General features: G+C 70.5%; 14 protein-coding genes. 7 read left to right on the top strand and 7 right to left on the bottom strand.

Translation table 11 applies throughout. From position 1 onward, the window contains the following. Nucleotides 1–37: 37 nt before the first annotated feature. From OHT77_RS37340 to OHT77_RS37330, 3 genes are all read left to right on the top strand, one after another. Nucleotides 38–934 (top strand): SCO6745 family protein, encoded by an 897-nt coding sequence (locus OHT77_RS37340; protein ID WP_328832766.1) that lies wholly within the window; start codon nucleotides 38–40, stop codon nucleotides 932–934. A 421-nt stretch (nucleotides 935–1355) separates the two neighbouring features. Continuing rightward, nucleotides 1356–1574 carry a hypothetical protein gene (locus tag OHT77_RS37335; RefSeq protein WP_328832765.1) on the top strand — a complete coding sequence of 73 codons (219 nt, stop codon included), beginning with the start codon at nucleotides 1356–1358 and terminating at the stop codon, nucleotides 1572–1574. A gap of 42 nt (nucleotides 1575–1616) precedes the next feature. Further along, nucleotides 1617–1760 (top strand): hypothetical protein, encoded by a 144-nt coding sequence (locus OHT77_RS37330; protein WP_328832764.1) that lies wholly within the window; start codon nucleotides 1617–1619, stop codon nucleotides 1758–1760. Between the two features lie 21 nt (nucleotides 1761–1781). Here the strand turns inward: OHT77_RS37330 and OHT77_RS37325 are convergent, their stop codons facing one another. Then, on the bottom strand, nucleotides 1782–2243 hold the full coding sequence (locus tag OHT77_RS37325; protein WP_328832763.1) for a PaaI family thioesterase: 462 nt from the start codon (nucleotides 2241–2243) through the stop codon (nucleotides 1782–1784). A gap of 67 nt (nucleotides 2244–2310) precedes the next feature. Then, nucleotides 2311–4281, bottom strand: a complete 1971-nt coding sequence (locus tag OHT77_RS37320) for a potassium transporter Kup (protein WP_328832762.1) — start codon at nucleotides 4279–4281, stop codon at nucleotides 2311–2313. A 202-nt stretch (nucleotides 4282–4483) separates the two neighbouring features. Here OHT77_RS37320 and OHT77_RS37315 point away from each other — a divergent pair, with 202 nt between their 5' ends. Next, nucleotides 4484–5293 carry a PhzF family phenazine biosynthesis protein gene (locus OHT77_RS37315; protein WP_328832761.1) on the top strand — a complete coding sequence of 270 codons (810 nt, stop codon included), beginning with the start codon at nucleotides 4484–4486 and terminating at the stop codon, nucleotides 5291–5293. Between the two features lie 28 nt (nucleotides 5294–5321). Here OHT77_RS37315 and OHT77_RS37310 read toward each other — a convergent pair whose 3' ends face one another. Next, nucleotides 5322–6122, bottom strand: coding sequence for a CPBP family intramembrane glutamic endopeptidase (locus tag OHT77_RS37310; RefSeq protein ID WP_328832760.1), 801 nt, complete (start codon nucleotides 6120–6122; stop codon nucleotides 5322–5324). 186 nt (nucleotides 6123–6308) lie between these two features. Between OHT77_RS37310 and OHT77_RS37305 the strand changes: the two genes are divergently transcribed. Then, nucleotides 6309–8096, top strand: coding sequence for a substrate-binding and VWA domain-containing protein (locus OHT77_RS37305; protein WP_328832758.1), 1788 nt, complete (start codon nucleotides 6309–6311; stop codon nucleotides 8094–8096). A gap of 51 nt (nucleotides 8097–8147) precedes the next feature. Here OHT77_RS37305 and OHT77_RS37300 read toward each other — a convergent pair whose 3' ends face one another. Beyond that, nucleotides 8148–9665 carry a glutamate-cysteine ligase family protein gene (locus tag OHT77_RS37300; protein ID WP_328832757.1) on the bottom strand — a complete coding sequence of 506 codons (1518 nt, stop codon included), beginning with the start codon at nucleotides 9663–9665 and terminating at the stop codon, nucleotides 8148–8150. A gap of 518 nt (nucleotides 9666–10183) precedes the next feature. On the opposite strand from OHT77_RS37300, the gene OHT77_RS37295 reads away from it, so the two are divergent. Both OHT77_RS37295 and OHT77_RS37290 read left to right on the top strand, forming a co-directional pair. Next, complete coding sequence (locus OHT77_RS37295) at nucleotides 10184–10768, top strand: hypothetical protein (protein ID WP_328832756.1); 585 nt, start codon at nucleotides 10184–10186, stop codon at nucleotides 10766–10768. A 283-nt stretch (nucleotides 10769–11051) separates the two neighbouring features. After that, nucleotides 11052–11243: a DUF5999 family protein gene (locus tag OHT77_RS37290; RefSeq protein ID WP_033283380.1), complete on the top strand. Its 192-nt coding sequence runs from the start codon at nucleotides 11052–11054 to the stop codon at nucleotides 11241–11243. Between the two features lie 94 nt (nucleotides 11244–11337). Here the strand turns inward: OHT77_RS37290 and OHT77_RS37285 are convergent, their stop codons facing one another. From OHT77_RS37285 to OHT77_RS37275, 3 genes are all read right to left on the bottom strand, one after another. Next, nucleotides 11338–12381, bottom strand: coding sequence for an endo-1,4-beta-xylanase (locus tag OHT77_RS37285; protein ID WP_328832755.1), 1044 nt, complete (start codon nucleotides 12379–12381; stop codon nucleotides 11338–11340). 91 nt (nucleotides 12382–12472) lie between these two features. Beyond that, complete coding sequence (locus tag OHT77_RS37280) at nucleotides 12473–13918, bottom strand: glycoside hydrolase family 43 protein (protein ID WP_328832754.1); 1446 nt, start codon at nucleotides 13916–13918, stop codon at nucleotides 12473–12475. 57 nt (nucleotides 13919–13975) lie between these two features. Next, nucleotides 13976–16522, bottom strand: a complete 2547-nt coding sequence (locus OHT77_RS37275) for a sensor histidine kinase KdpD (protein WP_328832753.1) — start codon at nucleotides 16520–16522, stop codon at nucleotides 13976–13978.

Raw genomic sequence — 16522 nt, 5'->3', positions numbered from 1 at the left:
GCCGCCCGACCCCCCGACCCCCGGAGACACCACCGCCATGCACCTCGACGCCCTTCCCGACTCCGCCCGCACCGGCGACGGCCCGATGGACCTGATCGCCGTCCGTGACGTCAGCAGCGCCATCAGTGCCGCTCACCTGTTCATACATCTCGTCCCCGAGACCGCCGAGGAGGCGGCCGGGCTCGGGGTGACCGACCGCGGCCCGGCCTATCTGGCCTTCCGGTCCGCCGCGATGGGCGCGGTCCCGTGGCAGGTCACGCTCGCGGCCTTCTACAACTTCAGCCCGCGGGCGGTGAGGGCCATGGCGGGCGTGTGGAAGGCCGCGTCGCCCGAGCGGTGGCAGGCCGCCCGCTTCCTGGCCGCCGGACGGGCGATGCGGCGTGTCAACGTACATCTCACGGACGACCACCTCGCCGAAGCGCGCTCGCTGATCGATCCGGTCGTCGCCGGCGCCGACTACGCCGGCAAGGTGCTCGCCGCCGCGAACGCCTCGGTCGCGCCTCCATCCGATCCTCTTGTCGCGCTGTGGCAGCAGATCACGGTGGCGCGCGAGTGGCGCGGGGACGCCCATCTCGTCGTACTCGCCGACAACGGCCTCGGGCCATGCGACTGCCTCGTTCTGCACACCGCGACCGGCCGCCTCCCGACAGCTCTCGCGCGAGCGACCCGTCAGTGGAACGACGAGGAGTGGAGCGCGGCGACAGCACGCCTCGTCGAGCGCGGCTGGCTCGACTCCCACGGCGTTGTCACCGACGCCGGCAGTACGGCACGCGAGCGCATCGAAGTGGAAACGGACGAGCACTGCGCCGCGCTGTGGGCGCCGATCGGCACCGCGGGTGCCCGCCGCTTCGCCTCGCTCATCGCGCCGATCACAGACGCGTTCACTGCGGCGGGGACGTTCCAGGCCGTTCGCGGACAGTCTGATCTCGCATAAACGGTCCTTTGCTCGAGCAAGATCGGAACCGGGCCGCCGGACCGCCACCGGGCCCGGTTTCGCTCTCAGAACCCGTTCTCGCCTCCGGTCTCATGACGGACCCTCAGCACCCTCTGAAGACCGACCTCCGCCTACCACACCCGCCGCTTCGCCATGGTGCCCCGGCTGAAGAAAGCGCTGCGGGTGCCGACCGCGGTCCGGGCCGACCATGGCGGGCCGGCAGCCCGCCGCCGGCGCCCATCGACCCGGACCTGCCGAGCGAGATGGCGCTGCGGACCGCGCGGGAGGTCAAGGCACACGCCCCGCACTGCCGGGTCGTCTTCACCGTGTACGAGATGAAGCGGCTCGGCCGCGACGCCGCCGAACTCACCGCCGCCCGCAAGGGCAAGCACGGCGGCCGCCCCCCGTCATCACCGACGACATGCTCCACACTGTGCGCCGGCGCCGCGCGGGCGGCGAGTCCGTCGAGCAGATCCAAACCGACCTGTTCATCCCCACCGGCAAGCGCAGAGGACTGAGCCCCTCCGTCGCCGGCATCCACCGGGCCCTCGCCGAGCACGCCCTTCGCTGGGACGGGTCAGCCCAGAAGGACTTCGAACGGCTTCGAAGTGCTTCCCTCGCCGCGCGCCCACCCCGTTGACTGGCAAGGCCGGCCCACGACCACCAACCGAGGGAGAACGTGATGAGGATGTGGAAGCGCGCGGGCATCGCGGCTCTGCTGACCGCGGCGATGATCGGCATCGTGACCCCGGCGGCCTCGGCGGCCCCCATGCACTCGGAGACGAGCACGGTCACCCCGATGTGCGCGCCACCCTGCTATCAGTAGGACCGCTTCGATGACCGCGATTCACGCCCGGCTGCGTCGCACGCTCCAGTTGAAGGTGCCCCGGCACACCACTTCGCCCGTGATGTCCGTGATCTCCGCGCGGGTGGAGAAGCGGACCCGGTCGGTCTTGCCGGACAGGAGGGGGCCCAGTGCGGCGTAGGCCTCGGGGGTGAGGTGGCAGACGGCTCGGAGGCGGCCGCGGGCCGGGGCCAGGAACTCCAGGGTCGCGGACGTGCCCAAGGGGACGACGCCGTCGAAGTCGCCGGGGGTCTCGCTCGCGGCGATGATCGCGCCCAGGCCCGCCGCGTCGAGCAGGGCGACGAGGCCGCTGGAGTGGAGGGAACCGATGACGTTGGTCAGCGACTCCGGGACCCCCGCGGTGATCTCGGCCTCGCCGTCCGCGGCCCGCACCACCTGGATGCCGACGGTGCGGTGGGCCGGAACGGGCTCCAGCAGTGTGCGGGCCAGTGCCGTGACGTCCATGGGCGGAGCGTCGCACGCGGTCGCGGCGGCTGAGGGGGCTCTCCGCGACCGTGCGGCGAAGTCCCGGTTACACCTCGATGTGCCAGCCCATGATGACCGTACGGTCGCGGGGCAGGCCGAAGTGTTCGGCGGCGTCGGCCGTGATGTGGGACGTGGCGATGAACAGGCGTTTGCGCCAGGGGGCCATCGTCGGGGCCTCTCCGCGCCGTAGCTCGATGGTGGACAGGAAGTAGGACGCCTGGTCGAGGTGGAGCGGGCCCTCGGTCTCGGCGGGGTCGATCAGGGTCAGGGTGCCGGGCACGTCCGGTGTCTCCATGTAGCCGAAGCGGGCGGTGACATGGATGATCCCGTCGTCCGCGTAGCCGAGGCCGTCGACGACGATGCGCCGGTCGAGCGGGACGCGTGGGACGGGCTCGGTCTCGATGGACAGGATCACGACCTGTTCGTGCCGTACGTGGTTGCGTTCCACGTTGGCCCGCATCGCGAGGGGCGCCGTCTGCTTGCCCCGGTTGAGGAAGACCGCCGTACCGGGGACCTGGATCACCGGCCGCTCCCCGCTGCGGAGTTGGTCGACGAACTCGCGCAACGAGCCCTCGTGGTCGGCCCGTTCGGCGGTGACGACCTCGCGTCCGCGCTGCCAGGTCGTCATGACGGTGAACGCGGTGAGGGCGATCAGCAGCGGCAGCCACGCCCCGTGCACGAGCTTGGTGAGGTTGGCCGCCACGAACAGCAGGTCCACGGTGAGCAGCAGGGTCGCGCCGGTCGCGATCAGCCACACGGGTGTGTGCCACTTCGCGCGGGCCACGTAGAAGAACAGCAGGGTGGTGATGGTGATCGTGCCGGTGACCGCCATGCCGAACGCGAAGGCCAGCGCCGCGGAGCTGCGGAAGGCGAAGACCAGGGTGAGGACGGAGACCATCAGCAGCCAGTTGATCCAGGGGACGTAGATCTGGCCGATCGTGGACTCGGAGGTGTGGGCGATCCGCAGGCGCGGGAGGTAGCCGAGCTGGGCGGCCTGGGAGGCGACGGAGTACGCGCCGGTGATGACGGCCTGGGAGGCGATCACGGTGGCCGCCGTGGCGAGCAGGACCATCGGCCAGCGTCCCCAGTGCGGCACGAGCAGGAAGAACGGGCTGCTGATGTTGGCCGGGTCGTCGAGGATCAGCGCGCCCTGCCCGAGGTAGCTCAGGACGCAGGCGGGGAAGACGAGGAACATCCAGCCGCGGGTGATGGCGCGGCGGCCGAAGTGCCCCATGTCGGCGTAGAGGGCCTCGGCGCCGGTGACCGCGAGGACCACCGCCGCGAGCGCGAAGAAGGCCGTGCCGAAGTGGCCGAACAGGAAGCCCAGGGCGTAGCTCGGCCACAACGCCCGCAGGATGCCCGGGTGTTCGGTGATGCCGACGACTCCGCACGCGCCGATCGCCGTGAACCAGGCGATCATGACCGGCCCGAACACCCGGCCCACCGCGGCCGTTCCCCTGCGCTGCACCAGGAACAGCACCACGATGATGACCGCGGTGACGGGCACGACCGCGCTGTCCAGGGACGGTTCGACGACCTTGAGCCCTTCGACCGCGGACAGCACCGAGATCGCCGGGGTGATCATGCTGTCGCCGAAGAACAGCGACGCGCCGAAGATGCCAAGTCCGGTCAGGACGAGGGCCGCTCGCCCGCCCCGCTCCGAACTCCAGCGCCGCAGCAGGGTGATGAGCGCCATGATGCCGCCCTCGCCCTCGTTGTCGGCGCGCATCGCCAGCAGTACGTAGGTGACCGTGACGATGACCATCACCGACCAGAACACCAGCGAGACCACGCCGTACACGTTCTGCGTGCTGACCGGGACGGGGTGCGGGTCGCCCGGGTTGAACACCGTCTGCAGGGTGTAGATCGGGCTGGTCCCGATGTCACCGAAGACCACGCCGAGCGCACCGACCACCACCGCGAGCCGTACGGCGTCCCGCGCGCCCCCGTGACGGGCTTCCGGCGGCCCCGGCGCGGGCGCCTCGTCCGCCTCGGTGCCGTGTCCACGGTCGGCCATGGTGTTCCTCCTCGTCATGGACCGCGGTGCCGCGGGCCCGGTACGTCGGGGCGGACATTACCCATGCGCCGGGGCGATCGCCGGTAGGTGTGCGCCGCTTCACCTCGGACCGCGTCGCCTCCCCGCCGCCGGTGCGCGAGTCGGTCCAGTGACCGTGAATTGGCCTTGGGCCGGGAGGCGGCGGCGCGGCTAGCGTCGCCGTATGCGGATCCGAATCGTCGACGCCTTCACCGACCGCCCCTTCGCCGGCAACCCGGCCGGGGTGCTGCTCCTCGACGCCTTCCCGGCGGACGCGTGGCTCCAGCGGGTCGCGCTGGAGGTGAACCACGCCGAGACGGCGTTCGCGCACCGGCTGCCCGAAGGCGGGGACGCGGACTGGGCGTTGCGGTGGTTCACCCCGGCGACGGAGGTCGCGCTGTGCGGGCACGCGACCCTCGCGACGGCCCATGTGCTGCACAGCACCGGCGCCCATGAGGGGCCCGTGCGGTTCGCGACGCGCAGCGGGGTGCTCAGCGCCACCCCGGCCGAGGACGGGTCGATCACGCTGGACTTCCCGACCGCTCCGCTCACGTCCGTCGAGATCCCGGACGGTCTCGCCGAGGCGCTGGGTGCCGAGCCGCTGACCGCGTTCGACACCGGCCCGGCCATCGGGGACCTCGTCGTCGAACTCGCCGACGAGGAGACCGTCGTAGGACTCGCGCCGGACCTCAGGGCTCTCGGGGCCGCGTCCGAGCGCGGCATCATCGCGACCGCCCGGGCCCAGGACCCCACCGGGGGCTACGACTTCGTGTCGCGGTGCTTCTTCCCGAACATCGGGATCGACGAGGACCCGGTCACCGGCAGCGCGCACACGGCGCTCGCGCCGTACTGGTCCGAGCGGCTCGGCGGCACGGTCCTCACCGGGCTGCAGGCGTCGCCGCGCTCCGGGCGGGTGCGTACCGAACTGCGGGGCGAGCGGACCCTGTTGACCGGTCGGGCGGTCACGGTCGTCGACGGCGAGTTGCTCGCCTGAGCCGTAACAGGCGTGCCCTGTACGGCTGTTATGCGGTGGGCAGCCAGCCCACCTTGCCCGCGAGCAGCGCGTAGCCGACGAACGCCCCGATGTCGAGCAGGGAATGCGCCACCACCAGGGGACCCACGCGGCCCCAGCGCCGGTACAGGTAGACGAAGACCACGCCCATCACCATGTTGCCGATGAAGCCGCCGATGCCCTGGTAGAGGTGGTAGCTACCGCGCAGTACGGAACTGGCCACCAGCGCGGTGCCCGGTGTCCAGCCCAACTGGCCCAGCCTGCGCAGCAGATAGCCCACCACGATCACCTCTTCGAGGATCGCGTTCTGCATCGCGGAGAGGATCAGGACGGGGTACTTCCACCAGACGTCGGGCAGTGCCTCCGGCACCACCGTGAGGTTGAAGCCGAGGCCGCGTGCGGCCAGGTAGAAGGCGATTCCGGTGGAGCCGATGACCGCCGCGACGCCCGCTCCGCGCCCGAGGTCGGGCCAGGGGCGGGTGCGGTCGAAGCCGATCGTGCGCAGGCTCTCGCCCTCCCGCAGGAGGAAGTGCGCGACGAGGGCTACGGGGACGAGCGCGGAGGCGATCCCGAACAGCTGCCAGGCCAGATCAAGCCAGGGACGGCCCGGCGCGGCCGAGGCGTTGAGGGTGGCCGCCTGGTCCTTGAGACCCCCCGGTTTGGTGACCGATCCGACAAAGCTGATCAGGGCGGACACTCCGCTCGCACCGAGCGAAAGCCCCAGAACGAGCAGCGCCTCGGACCGGAGAATCCGCCGCGTGGGCCGCTCCAGCGGAAAAGTTTCGGCCACCTGCCCTGCCTCCACCTGCACACCTGCCTTCAGTTCGGAAATCCCGCCTCATGCCCATCTTCGCCCCGCTAGGGTCTCGAAAGAACTTACGAAGATCGTGCGCGACAGGCCGTTGGGGGGACGGACGCCGTACGGGGCGAACCTCCCCCATGTCTGCCATACGGCCGCATACCGGCACGAGGTTCAACAGGGAGGGGCACCACCGTCATGGGACGTCACAGCTTGCCCGATCAGTACCGGGCGGGCGGCAGCGACCCCCGTCCTCGCGCGCGTCGCCGTACGATCGCCATCGCCACGGTGCTGGTGCTGACCGTCGCCGGCGGTACCGCCGTGGCGGTGCAGAGCGGGTTGCTCTCCTTCGGCTCCTCCTGCCGGAAGGACGCGGTACGGCTGAAGCTCGCCTCCTCCCCCGACATGGCCCCCGCCCTGCGCGCCGCGGCCGGCCAGGCCCGCGATGAGAACATCACGTCGGACGGGCAGTGCCTGAACATCTCGGTGACCGCCGAGGAGTCGTACAAGTTCGCGGACACGCTGAAGGCGGGCAAGCACCCGGACGTGCAGGTGTGGGTGCCCGATTCGGAGCTGTGGGTCAGCGAGGTCTCGTCGGCCGCCGACAGCTCGGCCACGGAGGTGACGCCCGCGGGCAACGTGGCCTCCACGCCGGTCGGGGTCGCGATGGTGCCGGCCGCCGCGAAGTCGCTGGGCTGGCCGGAGAAGACGTACACCTGGCTGGACCTGGCCGGCGCCACCCTCCAGGACGATTCGCTCCGGCTGGGCGCGGCCGACCCGGCGCGCAGCGCGACGGGACTGCTGGCGCTGACGCAGCTGAGCACGGCCGCCGGGAAGGTCAAGGGCGGGGCGACGCAGGCGGCGGCGATGATGAAGACCCTGTCGCAGCGGATCTCGGACACCGACGGCCAGGTCCTGGACACGCTGCCGCGCAACGCGTCGGGCACCGAGCAGGGCAACCCGAAGCGCAACCAGGCGCTGGTCCTCAGTGAGCAGTCGGCGTTCTCGTACAACGCGTCGGCGGACAGTGACGCGAGCCTCGACCTCTTCTATCCGAAGGACGGCTCCCCGCGGCTCGACTACCCGTACAACCTGGTCGACCAGGACCGGTTGACCACGGACCAGAGCCGGGCCGCGATCCGGTTCGAGACGTATCTGAGCCAGCCCGCGCAGCAGAAGCTCATGGAGAAGTACGGCTTCCGCACCGATGACGACACCGCGCCGAAGGCGGTGGTCGCCAAGGCCGGTGGCACCAGCCCGCAGCCGTACGCCGTGGCGGCGGCCGAGCCCGCTTCCGACGCGGCGCTCCAAGAGGCCCTGGGCACTTGGACGATCACCGTGCAGAGCGCGCGGATCACCACGGTCGTCGACGCGTCCGCCTCGATGGCGGAGAAGGTGCCGGGGACCGGCCAGTCGCGCATGGACGTCACGAAGGCGTCGCTGCTCCAGGCGCTCGCCACGTTCACGCCCGAGGACGAGATCGGGCTGTGGGAGTTCTCCACGAAGCTCGACGGCGACAAGGACTACCGCGTCCTGGTCCCGACCGAGCGGCTCGGCGACCACAAGGGCGACGGCACCCAACGCGACGCCCTGTCAGCGGCGTTCGGCTCGCTGAAGCCGGTGCGGAACGGCGCGACCGGGCTCTACGACACCACGCTCGCCGCGTACAAGGCGGCCACCTCCTCTTATGTGAAGGGGAAGTTCAACGCGCTGGTGATCCTGACCGACGGCGTCAACCAGGATCCGGGCAGCATCTCCCGCACCGCGCTCATCAAGCAGCTGCAGCAACTCGCCAGCCCGGAAAGGCCGGTGCCGCTGATCATGATCGCGGTGGGCCCTGAGGCCGACAAGGAGGAGGCCCGGCAGATCGCCGAGGCGACCGGCGGCTCGGGGCACGAGGTGAACAACCCGGCTGAGATCCAGTCGGTGATCCTCCAGGCCATCGTGGCGGCGGGGGCGTCGGGCGCGTCGGCCAACGCAGGCTGAGACAGAGGCAGTTCACCCGCATCCGCCAACGCGCCCCGGAACAGCCGCCGTTCACCCCAGCGGCGCCGGCTCCGGCAGTCCCACCGGCCAGGTGTGGACCGGCTCGCCGAGGTGCATCAGCTCGCTGTAGCGGCGGGTGGTCGCGGCCAGCGCGGCCTCCCTGCTGAGCCCCTGCTCCAGGGCCTGGTGGAAGGTGGCGGCCTGCCAGGTCGCACCGTTGGCCCGGCGCCTGCAGCGCTCGTCGATGACCCCCAAGTACAGGTCCCGGTCCGCCGGTTCGACCCCCCACGCGTCCAGCCCCGCCTCCGCGAGCGGCAGCAGTTCGTCGCGTACGAGGGTCACCGCGTCGATCTCGGTGGTGCCGCCGAGCCGTCCGCGCCGGGGCCAGACGAGGCGGGCGTCGATGCCGTCGCGGCACGCGGTGTCGAAGTTGGCGGCGGCGGCCTCGAACGGCAGCCGGGTCCACACCGGCCGCGACTCCTCGGCGAGGGCGCGCACGACGCCGTAGTAGAACGCGGTGTTGGCGATGACGTCGGTCACCGTGGGGCCCGCGGGCAGCACGCGGTTCTCGACGCGCAGGTGCGGGACGCCGTCGGCGATGCCGTAGACCGGACGGTTCCAGCGGTACACCGTGCCGTTGTGCAGGACGAGTTCGGCGAGGGAGGGGATGCCGCCCTCGTCGAGGACGTCGAGGGGTTCCTCGTCGTCGTGGATCGGGAGGAGGGCCGGGAAGTAGCGCAGGTTCTCCTCGAAGAGGTCGTACGCCGACGTCACCCAGCGTTCGCCGAACCAGGTGCGGGGGCGGACGCCCTGGGCCTGGAGTTCGGGCGGGCGGGTGTCGGTGGCCTGCTGGAACAGCGGGGGCCGGGACTCGCGCCACAGCTCACGGCCGAACAGGAACGGCGAGTTGGCACCCACTGCGACCTGCACGGCGGCGACGGCCTGCGCCGCGTTCCACACGTCCGCGAAGCGGTCCGGGGTGACCTGGAGGTGCAACTGCACGGAGGTGCAGGCGGCTTCGGGCGCGATGGAGCCCGAGGTGCAGGTGAGGTGCTCGACGCCCTCGATGTCGAGGACGAAATCCTCGCCGCGGGCGGCCACGATCTGATCGTTGAGCAGGGTGTAGCGGTCCACCGCGGAGAGGTTCGAGGAGACCAGGTCGTCCCGGTCGAGTGTCGGCAGAATGCCGATCATCAGTATTCCCGCGTCGACCTCGCCCGCTTTTCGATGGGCATATGCCAGTGACGTACGGATCTCCTCTGCGAGCCGGTCGAATACCCGGCCGTCCAATCGGTGTGGGGCAATGTTGACTTCCAGATTGAACATGGCGAGTTCTGTTTGGAAATCTCGGCTCGCGATGCGCTCGAGAACCTCTCCATTCAGCATTCTCGGCATGCCGTCGGTGCCGACCAGGTTCAGTTCGATCTCCAGCCCCATGAGGTTCTTGGGGCGGTCGAACCGCTTCTCGGCCAGCAGCCGCTCCAGCCCCGTCAGGCACCGCCCCAGCTTGGCGCGGTAGCGCTGGCGGTCGGCCAGCTCGAACGGCCCTGCCACGACCTTCTCGCCCATCGAAGCGTCACCTCCTCGTCCCGGGTCAGGAAGGATGATGCCCAGACATCGCGATCGATAACGTCCCGGGGCGGCCCGGCGCCCGCTACTCTGGTCGGACGTGACCCGCGGCACATTCACGAGGCATGCCGCAGTAAGCGGTTCCTCGCCCTATGAGCCCTCGTGAAAAACGCCGACGAGAATTGGCCGACCCAGCCGGAGACAAGTCCCGAGGTCATGGCCGTGGAGCCGGTTCGGAACCGGGATGATTCCCGTGAATCGCTGACCGAATAGGCCCTTGTTGTTCATACGGGAAACGGTTAGACGAAACATCTTCTGAACACGTGTCGTATAAACTCCGCGAACAAGGCAGAAGGTTGGCGCCCCGGTCCCGGAACCTGCCGTCGAGTGACGTGCGGCAGGCCGCACCCATGCTCACGGAACCCGGCCCGGCCTCTTGACCCCGAGAGCTGACAGCGCCGTCCGCCCCCGCCCCGCCCTCGCGCCACCAGTGCCTGTCGAATGAGAGGCGACCCACCATGCCGCTGCATGTCCCCTCGGCTCCCGCGCCCGCCCTGCGCTCCGTTCTCACGGCACTCGGTTCCCCCACCGCAGTCCGCGAGGCCAAGACCCCGTCCCTGCGCACGGCCCAGGGACCCGCGACACCCGAACTCCCTCTGCCCCTCCATGTGTTGGACCGCGTCTCCGAGGACGGCACGGCCGTCACCCGGCTGGCCGGATGGCGTTTCCTGATCCGCTGCGGGGACCGCGCGGTCGCCGCCGCGGAGACCATGCTGACGCCCGACGGCTGGGCGTTCTCGCACTTCTTCGAGGGGCCGTACATCGCCTCCACCGAGCGGGCGCTGCGCCAGGCCGAGAACATGAAGGGCGCCCACCAGCCGCGCCTGCTCTCCGTTCCCGGCCTCTACATGCTCACGCTGTGGCTGCACGGGGACCTCACGGCGGACGGCGCCGGCGGCCACCCGGCGGCGACCGATCTGCTGGTCCCGCTGGCCCCCGCGCCGCCCGGCATCGCGGCCCACCGTCCGCACCGGGTCGCCGAGTTGCTGCCGATGCTGACCCATCGGGTGACTCCCGCGCCACTGCTCGGTTCACCCGCCTGACTTTCCCCCGCCGCCACCCCCGTACCCCGCCGCCGAATTCCCGGCAGCGGGGTACGATCGCGTTTCCGGCCCTTTTACGCTCGTAACGCTCGTACGAGCAGGAAAAAGCTCGTACGAGCTGGGAATTGGGATGAACCGTCCGCGCGGGTGATGCGTCATCAACCTGTGAGAAGCGGTGCTGCTAAATCCCTGCGGATTGACGCCCGTGGGGCAACACTGGGTTCGGACCGACTCAACACCACGGGGGACGGACATGACCACAACAGAGCGAGAGATCCCACCAATGTGCAAGCACCAGCCACCGTGTCCCACAGCCGAATCCGCCGACCGGGAATCCGCCCGCCTCATGGCGCACCACCCGGAACAGGGCTGGAGCCTGCTGTGCAACGGCGTTCTCCTGTTCGAGGACACCGGTGAGCTCCTGCCCGACGGCCAGATCATCGCCCCGCACCGCCAGGTGGTGACAGCGGCCTGAGCATTTCGGGAACTGAGGGGCCGGACGCACGACTTCCACGGTGCGCACCGGCCCCGACGCATATCCGGGGTCGCTCACTCCCCGTAGTCGCTCGCTATCCGAGCGCCGAACGCAGCGCGTAATAGGCCGGTTTCGGATTCAGCAGTTCGTCCCACGGAAGTGCCGCCCCTTCACCAGGGAAGACGGCCGGAATCCACGAATACTTGTCCGTGTAATCCCAGATGGTCACCCCGACACAGCGGCGCACCGCGAGGCACGCCTTGGTCAGATCCCGGTACCAGGTGGCCTGCTCGGTCAACTTGGCATCCGTCGCCGGGAGTTGCATCCGGACGTCGACCTCGGTGAGCGCGGTGTCCAGGCCGAGGCGGGAGAAACGCCGGAGGTTGTCCTCCAGGGTCGTCGGATAGCCGTACTGAAGCGCCAGGTGAGCCTGGAAGCCGACACCGTCCAGCGGGACGTGCTGGGCCTTCAGCTGCTTGGCGAGGGCGTAGTAGGCGTCGCTCTTCGGGCCTGTCGCCTCGATGTTGTAGTCGTTGACGTACAACTTGGCGTGCGGGTCGGCCTGGTGGGCCCAGCGCAGGGCGTCGGCGATGTAGCCGGGACCGAGCGTCCGATACCAGATGGTGTCGCGGTAGGTGCCGTCCTCCTTGAAGGCCTCGTTGACGACGTCCCAGGAGTAGACCTTGCCGCGGTAGTGCCGGACTTCGGTGGTGATGTGCTTCTTGAGTACGGCCCTCAGCTCGGCCGCCGTCCAGGTGCGGGACGTGAGCCAGTCGGGCAACTGGCTGTGCCAGACCAGGGTGTGGGCGCGGACCCGCTGGTGGTGCGCGCGGGCGAGGTCCACGATCTGGTCGCCGTTCGTCCAGTCGAAGACGCCCTGTCGGGGCTCGGTGGCGTACCACTTCATGCCGTTGCCCGGGGTGATCATGTCGAATTCGCTGCCGAGGATCCTCGTGTACGCGGTGTCGGTCAGCTCGGGGTTGTCGGTGGCGCTGCCGAAGTAACGGCCGTGCCGCTCGGCGAGTTGGGCCAGGGTGGGCTGCTTTCCGTGGGCCTGCGCGGGCGTGCCGCCGGCGATGCCCGCGGCGATCAGGACGGCGGCGAGGGCGGCGGCGAGTCTCAGTCTGGTTCCGGGCATGGTGCGACTCCTGTCCATGGGTGAGCGGTGCGTGAGGTTGCGCCCGTACTGGTGGGGGTCGAAAGTTTCGGAGCCGGTCCTGAAAGATGTGTTACCGCGGCTGGTAGTCGAACCAGTCGAAGGCCGCCCCGCCCTCGGCCGCGTACATGCCGATCACGCGACCGGTGAAGCCCCCGGCGACCTGCGTCGAGAGGTAGCGTCCGTCCAACTCCGTGAGTCCTACGGCTCCTTCGGGGCCCTCGACGGAGAAGGTCAGGATGTCGGGGCCACAGGTGTCGGCGCCGGTCGCGGTGATGTCGACGGTCAGGACGACCGGCCCCGGCGCCACCGGGTGCTCCGCGATCCGCTGCCGTACGGGACCGATCCGCGCGACCACGCTCGCCACTCCCCCGGCGATCTCGATGTCGTAGTGATGGACCTCGTCCATGCGGACGGAGAGGCCGGCGCGGCCGGAGCCGGGGTCGATCCGGGTGGACGCGCGGCAGTCGGGGTGCTGTTGGCGGCGGCCGAGGAACACCGGGTCGGACTTCGCGTCGAGGGTCAGCCAGCCGGGGCGTTCGGTCAGTGACCAGGTGTCGTCCGGTCGGCTGCGCGGGGAGATCCAGGAGAAGGCGAGGGCCGAGGCGTCGAAGTCGTCGCGTACCGGCGGGAGTTCGAGGGGGTGCCAGGCGGCCGGTGCCGGCTGCTGCTCCCGCACCGGGCCGACCCGGGGCCAGCCGTCGACCCAGTCCACCGGGGTCAGGAAGGTCTCGCGGCCCAGGACGTGGAAGCCGGGGAAGAAGCCCCGGGGGCGGGTGCCCAGGAGGACCATCCACCAGGTGCCGTCGGGGGCGGTGACCAGGTCGGCGTGGCCGGTGCTCTGAATGGGGAGGTCGGTGCTGCGGTGGGTGAGGACGGGGTTCGCGGGGGCCGGTTCCCAGGGGCCGCGCGGGGAGCGGGCGCGGGCGACGGAGACGCTGTGGCCGTGCGCGGTGCCGCCCTCGGCGAGCAGCAGGTACCACCAGTCGCCGATGCGGTAGAGGTGCGGGGCCTCGGGGTGCTGGAGTCCGGTGCCGGACCAGGCCGGGAGCGGGCCTTCCAGGACCTTGCCGGTCCCCGGGTCGATGCGGGCCACCTTCACCCCGGCGACCGCGCACCAGCAGTTGCCTTCGTCGTCCCAGGCCAGGTCGGGGTCGATGCCGGGCATGTCGACCAGGATGGGGTCCGACCAGGGGCCTTCGGGGCGGTCGGCGGTGACGATGAAGTTGCCCTTTCCCCTCACGTCGGTGGTGATCAGGTGGAAGCGGCCGTCGTGGTGGCGGAGGGTCGGGGCGTAGATGCCGGCCGAGGCGGGGGTGTCGGCCGGGAGGTCCAACTGCCCAGGTCGGTCGAGGACGTTGCCGATCTGTCGCCAGTGCACCAGGTCACGGCTGTGGAAGAGCGGGACCCCGGGGAAGTACTCGAAGCTGGAGCACGCGAGGTAGTAGTCCTCGCCGACCCGGCACACGCTGGGGTCGGGGTGGAAACCGCCGATGACCGGGTTGTCGTAGGTCCGCATGTGGTCCCGCCCCTCCGTCCGGCCCGGGTTCGAAAGTTTCGGGCCGATCGACGAACATTACGGAGCCGGACTGTAGGTGGATCCTTCGGCGGGAGCAAGGGTGGGCGCAGGGGTGAGGTGGAGGCTGAGGACCATCGTGAGGCCGCCACCCGGGGTGTCCTCGGCGCTGAGTGTGCCGCCGAGGGCCTCGGTGAAGCCGCGGGCGACTGCCAAGCCGAGGCCCACTCCGGCGCCGCGCGGGGCGTCGCCGTAGCGCTGGAAGGGTTCGAAGATGCGGTTCTTGGCCTCGTCGGGGACGCCTGGGCCGCGGTCGACGACGCGGATCTCGACGCGGTCGGCAATGGCACTCGCCGTGACCAGTACGGGAGTTCGCTCCGGGCTGTACTTCACCGCGTTCTCGACGATGTTGGCGACGGCGCGCTCCAGGAGGCCCTTGTCGACGGGGACCATGGGGAGGCTTTCGGGGATGTCGAGTTCGACGCTGTCCTCCGGGACACCTCCCAGGGCCATCGGGATCACTTCGTCGAGGTCCGCCTCGCGGATGATCGGGGTGACCGTGCCGGTCTGGAGGCGGGACATGTCGAGGAGGTTGCCGACGAGGTGGTCGAGGCGGTCGGCGCCGTCCTCGATGCCCTCCAGCAGCTCGGCCTGGTCCTCGTCCGACCAGGCGACGTCCTCGGAGCGGAGTGAGGACACCGCCGCCTTGATGCCGGCGAGCGGGGTGCGCAGATCGTGGCTCACGGCCGCCAGGAGGGCCGTACGGATGCGGTTGCCTTCCGCCAACGCCCTTGCCTGGTCGGCCTCTTCGCGGAGGCGGCGGCGGTCCAGGACCACGGCTGCCTGTGCGGCGAAGGCGGCCAGGACGCGGCGGTCCTCGGCGGGCAGGACCCGGCCGGAGAGGGCGAGGGCCATGTGGTCGCCGACCGGTACGTCGACGTCCGCGTCCTCCGGGTTCCGGCAGGGACGGGGGCCCACGCTGCCCGCGCAGGTCCAGGGTTCGACGTCGCTCGCGCGCTCCAGCAGGGCCGCGGACTCCATGCCGAAGGTCTCCCGGACCCGTTCCAGGAGCGCCTCCAAGCTGGTCTCGCCGCGCAGCACGTTGCCCGCGAGGTAGGAGAGGATCTCCGACTCGGCGCGCAGCCGGGCCGCCTGGTGGGTGCGGCGGGCCGCGAGGTCGACCACCGAGGCGACCGACACCGCTACGGCCACGAAGATCGCGATGGCCACGATGTTCTTGGGGTCGGCGATGGTGAACGTATGGACGGGCGGGGTGAAGTACCAGTTCAGGAGCAGTGATCCGACCGCCGCCGAGGCCAGCGCGGGGAAGAGTCCGCCGAGCAGGGCCGCCGCCACCGTCAGGGACAGGTACAGCAACATGTCGTTGGCCAGGCCGACTTCGGGGGCGACGCTGCTCAACAGCCAGGTGAGCAGCAGCGGTCCGCCGATTCCGGCCAGCCAGCCCCAGACGATCCGGGCCCGGCCGAGCCGTGTGCCCCGGTTCACGGGGAGTCCGCGTCCCTTGCCCGCCTCGTCGTGGGTGATGAGGTGGACGTCGAGGTCGGGGCCGGACTCCCGGGCGACCGTCGCGCCGACGCCGGGCCCGAAGACGTACTGCCAGCCCTTGCGGCGGGAGACGCCGAGGACGATCTGGGTGGCGTTGACGCCACGCGCGAAGTCCAGCAGCGCGGCCGGTACGTCCTCGCCGACGACATGGTGGAAGGTGCCGCCCAAGTCCTCGACGAGAGTGCGCTGTTGGGCGAGTTCCTTCGGGGAGGCCGAGGTGAGGCCGTCGCTGCGGGAGATGTAGACCGCCAACACCTCGCCGCCCGCGCCCTTTTCGGCCAGGCGCGCGGCCCTGCGGATGAGGGTGCGTCCCTCGGGCCCGCCGGTCAGGCCCACGACGATCCGCTCACGGGAGCCCCAGATCGCCGAGACGCGGTGTTCGCTGCGGTACTCCTGGAGGTAGGCGTCGACCCGGTCGGCGAGCCAGAGCAGCGCCAACTCCCGTAGTGCGGTGAGGTTTCCGGGGCGGAAGTAGTTGGAGAGGGCCGCGTCGACCTTGTCCGGTTTGTAGATGTTGCCGTGGGCCATCCGGCGCCGTAGCGCGGGGGGTGACATGTCGACCAGTTCGATCTGGTCGGCGCGGCGCACGACCTCGTCGGGGACGGTCTCCTGCTGGCGGACGCCGGTGATGGACTCGACGATGTCGCCCAGGGATTCCAGGTGCTGGATGTTGACGGTCGAGACCACGTCGATGCCCGCCGCGAGCAGCTCCTCGATGTCCTGCCAGCGCTTGGCGTTGCGGGAGCCGGGGATGTTGGTGTGCGGCAGCTCGTCGACGAGGGCGACCTCGGGGCGGCGGGCGAGGACCGCGTCGACGTCCATCTCGGTGAACGTCGTGTCCCGGTAGGCGAGTTCACGGCGCGGGATCTCCTCAAGGCCGTGCAGCATCACCTCGGTGCGGGGCCTGTTGTGGTGTTCCACGAAGGCGACCACGCAGTCGGTGCCCCGCTCGATCCGCCGGTGCGCCTCGGACAGCATCGCGTACGTCTTGCCGACGCCCGGTGCCGCGCCGAGGTAGATCCGGAGCTTGCCGCGTCCCAT

This window comes from Streptomyces sp. NBC_00252, assembly GCF_036187565.1.
Taxonomy (GTDB): domain Bacteria; phylum Actinomycetota; class Actinomycetes; order Streptomycetales; family Streptomycetaceae; genus Streptomyces.
The sequence above is the reverse complement of the archived record's forward strand: the minus strand, read 5'-3'. Positions and strand labels throughout refer to the sequence as shown.

Bases quoted from the DNA above. Each gene is read 5' to 3' on its own strand.
- OHT77_RS37340 (WP_328832766.1), top strand. From the start codon at position 38: ATGCACCTCGACGCCCTTCCCGACTCCGCCCGCACCGGCGACGGCCCG.
- OHT77_RS37335 (WP_328832765.1), top strand. From the start codon at position 1,356: ATGCTCCACACTGTGCGCCGGCGCCGCGCGGGCGGCGAGTCCGTCGAG.
- OHT77_RS37330 (WP_328832764.1), top strand. From the start codon at position 1,617: ATGAGGATGTGGAAGCGCGCGGGCATCGCGGCTCTGCTGACCGCGGCG.
- OHT77_RS37325 (WP_328832763.1), bottom strand. From the start codon at position 2,243: ATGGACGTCACGGCACTGGCCCGCACACTGCTGGAGCCCGTTCCGGCC.
- OHT77_RS37320 (WP_328832762.1), bottom strand. From the start codon at position 4,281: ATGGCCGACCGTGGACACGGCACCGAGGCGGACGAGGCGCCCGCGCCG.
- OHT77_RS37315 (WP_328832761.1), top strand. From the start codon at position 4,484: ATGCGGATCCGAATCGTCGACGCCTTCACCGACCGCCCCTTCGCCGGC.
- OHT77_RS37305 (WP_328832758.1), top strand. From the start codon at position 6,309: ATGGGACGTCACAGCTTGCCCGATCAGTACCGGGCGGGCGGCAGCGAC.
- OHT77_RS37300 (WP_328832757.1), bottom strand. From the start codon at position 9,665: ATGGGCGAGAAGGTCGTGGCAGGGCCGTTCGAGCTGGCCGACCGCCAG.
- OHT77_RS37295 (WP_328832756.1), top strand. From the start codon at position 10,184: ATGCCGCTGCATGTCCCCTCGGCTCCCGCGCCCGCCCTGCGCTCCGTT.
- OHT77_RS37290 (WP_033283380.1), top strand. From the start codon at position 11,052: ATGTGCAAGCACCAGCCACCGTGTCCCACAGCCGAATCCGCCGACCGG.
- OHT77_RS37285 (WP_328832755.1), bottom strand. From the start codon at position 12,381: ATGCCCGGAACCAGACTGAGACTCGCCGCCGCCCTCGCCGCCGTCCTG.
- OHT77_RS37280 (WP_328832754.1), bottom strand. From the start codon at position 13,918: ATGCGGACCTACGACAACCCGGTCATCGGCGGTTTCCACCCCGACCCC.
- OHT77_RS37275 (WP_328832753.1), bottom strand. From the start codon at position 16,522: ATGGGACGCGGCAAGCTCCGGATCTACCTCGGCGCGGCACCGGGCGTC.